The sequence below is a fragment of the Nocardia sp. NPDC023852 genome (assembly GCF_040639505.1).
Classification (GTDB): Bacteria; Actinomycetota; Actinomycetes; order Mycobacteriales; family Mycobacteriaceae; genus Nocardia.
This window is the reverse complement of sequence record NZ_JBFAAB010000059.1, coordinates 1-5185: the sequence shown is the minus strand read 5'-3', so window position 1 is coordinate 5185 and position 5185 is coordinate 1. Positions and strand designations below refer to the sequence as shown.

Sequence of the window (5185 nt, the reverse complement as noted above, 5' to 3'; positions counted from 1 at the left end):
GACGAACTCAACGGGCGCCCTCGACAAACTCTCGGATTCCGCACACCATCAGAAGCACTCGAAGAGGTGTTGCGTTGACCGCCTGAGCCCGCACCCGATTATGTGATGTCTGCTCGGTGGAATGCCGCATCGAGCGCTGTGAATGCCGCCGCGGCCAGGATCAATACCGCCGAAACCAGCAATGCCACATCGAGTCCGTGGTGGAATGCCGCCTTTCCGGTATTGAGCACGTCGGACACCTTCGACAGATATTGGAGATAGGGGGTGATGTCCACGCCCTCGGGTATGCGGCCACGTTCGACGGCGTCGATGGCGCTGGGCTGCAGCGCGGTGGGCAATCCCAGTTCGTTCATCCGCGCCTTCAGATCCGACGTGAGGAACGAATTCACCAGTGCCCCGAGCACAGCGACACCGAACGCCGAACCGACCTGGCGCATCGTGTTGGTCACCGCGGCGGCCATGCCCGAGTGCTCCGCCGGCACCCCGGACAGCACGGCCGACGTCAACGGCACCACAGCGATCCCGAATCCGAACCCCGCCACTGCCATCCCCCCTGCCAGCGGAAGGTCGTGCAGTGGGCCGGCGAGAGCATGGCGGGTGAGCAGGATCCCGCCGGCACCGACCGCGCAACCGATGATCATGGGAGTGCGCGCTCCACGACGCCCCACCCAGAAGCCCGCGGCCAGCGATCCGAGGATGATCGCGATGGCCATCGGCGCGAAGACCGTGGCCGTGCGTGCGCCCGAATAAGACTGCATCACTTGCAAATACAGTGCGGTGAAGAAGAAGATCGAGAAGATGCCGAAGTAGACGGCGAAGGCGACCACCAGCGCACCGCGCACCGCAGGCAGGCGCAGATATCGAAAGTCGAGCATAGGAGCGCGGGCCCGCGCTTCGACGGCGACGAAACCGACGAACGCGATACCCCCCAGCACGAACAGCGCGATCACCAAAGGCGCGGTGTAGCCCCGATCCTCGCCGGTGGTCGCGGCGTAGATCACCGACCCGAGAAAGGCGGCGCCGAGCAGGGCTCCGGCCCAGTCGATGGGCCCCTGGCGGGGGTCGGAGCTTTCCGGGACGGACCATAGCGCGGCAGCGAGCGCCACCGCCCCGATCACCAGGTTGAACCAGAAGATCGAGCGCCACCCGTACGCGTGGACCAGCACTCCGCCCAGTACCGGTCCGGCCGCCAGCGCCAGCCCGGACACCGCCGCCCATACGCCGAGCGCCCTGGCGCGAGCCCGCTCCTCCGGGAAGATGTGTCGCAGTACCGACAGGGTGCCTGGTTCGGAGGCGGCTGCTCCCAAGCCCATGATCGCGCGACCGGCGATGAGCACCGACACACTGGCCGCAAGCGCCGCAATCACCGATCCGGCACAGAAGATCACCAAACCGACGATCATGACCCGCTTGCGACCCCAGCGGTCGCCGAGTGATCCGCCTGCCAGCATGAGGCCGGCGAAGACCACGATGTAGGCATTGACCACCCACTGCAGCAACGTCACGTCGGTACTCAGCTCGTGCCGGATATCGCCGAGCGCGACACTCACGACCGTGGTGTCCAGGAAGGTCACGAACAGTACGGCAGTGACCGCTGCCAGTGCAATGCCCGGTCGCGCCGCCCTGCTCGGTGCATTGTCCGTCGTCCCCACCGGCACAGGCTACTGGCCGAGGCCGTCGGGCGCACAGTCGACATGCGCCGCACGAGTTTTCAGAGGTCGGCGATGGCCGCGAGTGGTGGCGTACTCGCCGCACGCACCGCAGGCCAAAGTGCGGCGAGCACACCGACGATCGCCGAGCTGATCAGGACGAGCACCAGCTGCGCCCACGGAATGGAGATCTGGTCGAGCCCCAGATCGCGCAGCGTCCGCAGGAATCCCACGCCCAGCCCGAGGCCAAGCGCCATGCCGACGACGGCGCCGAATATCGCGATCAGCATGGATTCCAGGTAGATCGTCCTGCGCACCTGGGCGCGCTGCATGCCGACGGCGCGCAACATGCCGATCTCGCGGCGCCGCTCCACCACCGACAGCGCGAGTGTATTCACGATGCCGAGGATGGCGATCACCACCGCCAGAGCGAGCAGCCCGTAGAGGATGGCCAGTAGCGTGTTGATCTGCCGACCCTGCGCGCCTTTGAACTCTTCGCGGTCCTGCACCTGCACTACGACGTACTGCTCGGTCGCCTTCTCCAGGTCGGTGCGCATCTCGGTGAGGTTCGCGCCTGGCTTCGCCTTGATCAGCACCAGGTAGTTGGTCCGGAAGTTGAGCGGCACCAGTTCCTCGAACACGGTCTTCGACATCACCATCGGGCCGAGCAACGGTGTCTTCTTGTACACGCCGACCACCGTCAGCGGAATCTTCTTGCCGTCGAAGCCGGTCACGGTGACTTGCCTGCCGACCTGCCACCCACGATCGTCGGCCTCGTCCTCCGAGACCAGCACGTCGTGGCCACCGACGGTGTTGCTGCCGCGCACGATGTCGTAGCTCAGCACCCGGTCCAGCGGTCCGTCCGCCGAGGTGCCCATGATCTGTTCGTCATCGATCTTGAACCCGACGCCGCGCACCCCGACCACCTCGGCCACACCGGGCACTGACGTGCGGACGGCGTCGGCTGCGCCGAACGGCACTCCGAGCAGCTGCGGACCCGCCAGCACGTAATCGGCCCGCACGCCCTTGTCCACCAGAACGCCGACGCTGGCCTTCGCCGACGCGCCGAGCATCCCGATCGCCGACACCAGCATCAGCCCGAGGGTGAGCGCGAAAGCCGTCGCGGCGGTGCGGCGGGGGTTGCGCGCGGCGTTGTTACGCGCCATCCGACCGATCGGCCCGAACGGTCGAACCAGCGCACCGAGCACGGACACCACCGGCCGCGACAACGCGGGTGCGGCGAGCAACACCGCGAAGATCAGGCCCAGCGCGCCGACTCCGACGGTCGCGGCCGCGGTGCCCCCCGCGGATTGCGCACCCACCACGACGAATCCGGCACCGAGCACGGCCAGCACAGCACCGATCGCGGTCCGCGGTCGCAGCGATTCACCGGCCGATGCGAACTCCTCGCGCATGGCCTGCACGGGCGGAATCCTCGACGCCCGGCGCGCGGGCGCGTAGGCGCTGACCATCGTCACCGCGAGACCGACGAGCAACCCGACCAGAATGGTGCGCGGCAGCACGGCCATCGACCCGGTCGGCAGACCGAGGTCGAAGGCGTTCAGCAGCGCCGACAACCCGAACGCCAATCCGACGCCACCCGCGAGACCGATCGTACTGCCGATCAGCCCGATGACGAATGCCTCGGCCACCACCGACCTGCCGACCTGCTGACGGCTCGCGCCGACCGCGCGCAACAGTGCCAGCTCACGCAGTCGCTGCGCGACGATCATCGAGAAGGTGTTGTAGATGATGAACGTGCCGACGATCAGCGCGATCGCGCCGAACGCGAGCAGGAAGTAGTTGATGAAGTTGAGTGCGTTGGAGACTTCCTTTTTCAGGTCCGCGCGGACCTGTTCGCCGTTCTGCACCTTGTAGTTCGGCAGCGCCTGGGCCAGATTGTCGCGCAGCTCGTCGCCAGGTATCCCGGATGCCGCCAAGTCCACGTAGGCGACGTGCAGGCCGTCGGTGAACAACTTGCGCGCCTGCGCGTCGTCGAACAGCACGGCGATGAAACCGCCGGTATCCGAAGGAACTTCGTAGATGCCGGTCAGGGTCACCTCGATGGGGTCGGGCAGCGACGGGATGAGGATCTTGGTCCGATCACCGATTTTCAGCCCGGCCCGCTCGGCCCCACCGGTGTTCAGCGCGATCTCACCGGGCCGGGCGGGCGGGACGCCCTGCACGAACTTGTCCGGCTCCGCGACCGCCTTCTCCGGTGGCAGGTACGACTGGCCGATGCTGGGCGCTCCGCCGGTCTGCACCGCCTTCTTGCCCGCGGGATCGAGCAGCACCACGGGGCCGTTCACACTGGGCGCTACCGTGCGGACACCGGGGTACTTCGCGAGCTCGTCCACCACATTGTTCGGAATGCCTTGCGCCTGACGCTCTTTCGGGCTCACCCGAACATCTACGCCCTTGGCCTGGCTGGCGAAGATCCCGTCGAAGGTGCGCTGCAGCGTGTCGGTGAACACGAACGAGCCGGCGATGAAGGCGGTGCCGAGCACCACCGACAACAGGGTCAGGGCCAAGCGGACTTTATGCGCGGCGAGATTGCGCAGCGCCACCTTGCGCATCGGACTACCGGCCATCACCATCACGCCTGCTCCAACGACTTCATCCGGTCGAGCACGGTGTCCGCGGTCGGATCGCGCATCTCGTCCACGATGCGTCCGTCGGCGAGGAAGATCACTCGATCGGCGAACCCGGCCGCGTGCGGCTCGTGCGTGACGATGACAACCGTCTGCCCGAACTCGTCCACCGCGGCGCGGAGGATCGTCAGCACCTCCTCCGAGGCACGTGAGTCCAGGTTGCCGGTCGGCTCGTCGCCGAAGATGATCTCCGGTTTGCCCGCGAGTGCCCGCGCGCACGCCACCCGCTGCTGCTGCCCGCCGGACAGTTCGCTGGGACGGTGGGTGAGCCGATCGGTCAGCCCGAGCCGTTTCAGGACGGTGTCCAGCCAGTCCTGGTCCGGCTTACGCCCCGCGATGTCCAGCGGCAGCGTGATGTTCTCCAACGCCGTGAGCGTCGGGACCAGGTTGAAAGCCTGGAAAACGAACCCGATCCGGTCCCTGCGCAGCCGCGTCATCTGCTTGTCGGACAGGGTGGTGAGGTCGGTGTCCCCGATACGCACGGCCCCAGAGCTGGGGCTGTCGAGCCCGGCCAAGCAATGCATCAGAGTCGACTTACCCGAACCGGACGGGCCCATGATCGCGGTGAACTCCCCCTTCGCGAACTCGGTCGACACTCCGTCCAATGCCCTGACCTGGGTATCTCCCGAACCGTAGACCTTGGTCAGTTCGATTGCGCGGGCGGCGACATCGTTCTGAGCCACCGCCTCGGCGGTGTCGGCGCGCATGGCTTGCGAAGTCATGCCGTCCAGTCTTACCGGGTTCGCGCCCATGTGCCATCAGGGAAGTGCTTGTGTCTATTTGCCGCGGCTGCGCCGCGGCGTGTTCGCGGCCCCCTGATGGCTCGCGTCCGAGCGACCGCCGCTGGCGACTTCGTCGCGAACGCGGCGGCCACTCGGACGCGAG

General features: G+C 67.0%; 3 protein-coding genes. All 3 read right to left on the bottom strand.

What is annotated here, in order from left to right:
* Nucleotides 1–98: 98 nt before the first annotated feature.
* From AB0H00_RS31710 to AB0H00_RS31700, 3 genes are read right to left on the bottom strand one after another with little or no spacing between them, the layout of a single operon-like run.
* Entirely contained in the window at nucleotides 99–1652 is a 1554-nt protein-coding gene (locus tag AB0H00_RS31710; protein ID WP_357273574.1) for an MFS transporter, read from the bottom strand.
* 59 nt (nucleotides 1653–1711) lie between these two features.
* Nucleotides 1712–4240 (bottom strand): FtsX-like permease family protein, encoded by a 2529-nt coding sequence (locus tag AB0H00_RS31705; RefSeq protein ID WP_357273572.1) that lies wholly within the window; start codon nucleotides 4238–4240, stop codon nucleotides 1712–1714.
* A gap of 5 nt (nucleotides 4241–4245) precedes the next feature.
* Complete coding sequence (locus AB0H00_RS31700; RefSeq protein ID WP_357273570.1) at nucleotides 4246–5022, bottom strand: ABC transporter ATP-binding protein; 777 nt, start codon at nucleotides 5020–5022, stop codon at nucleotides 4246–4248.
* Nucleotides 5023–5185 lie beyond the last annotated feature (163 nt).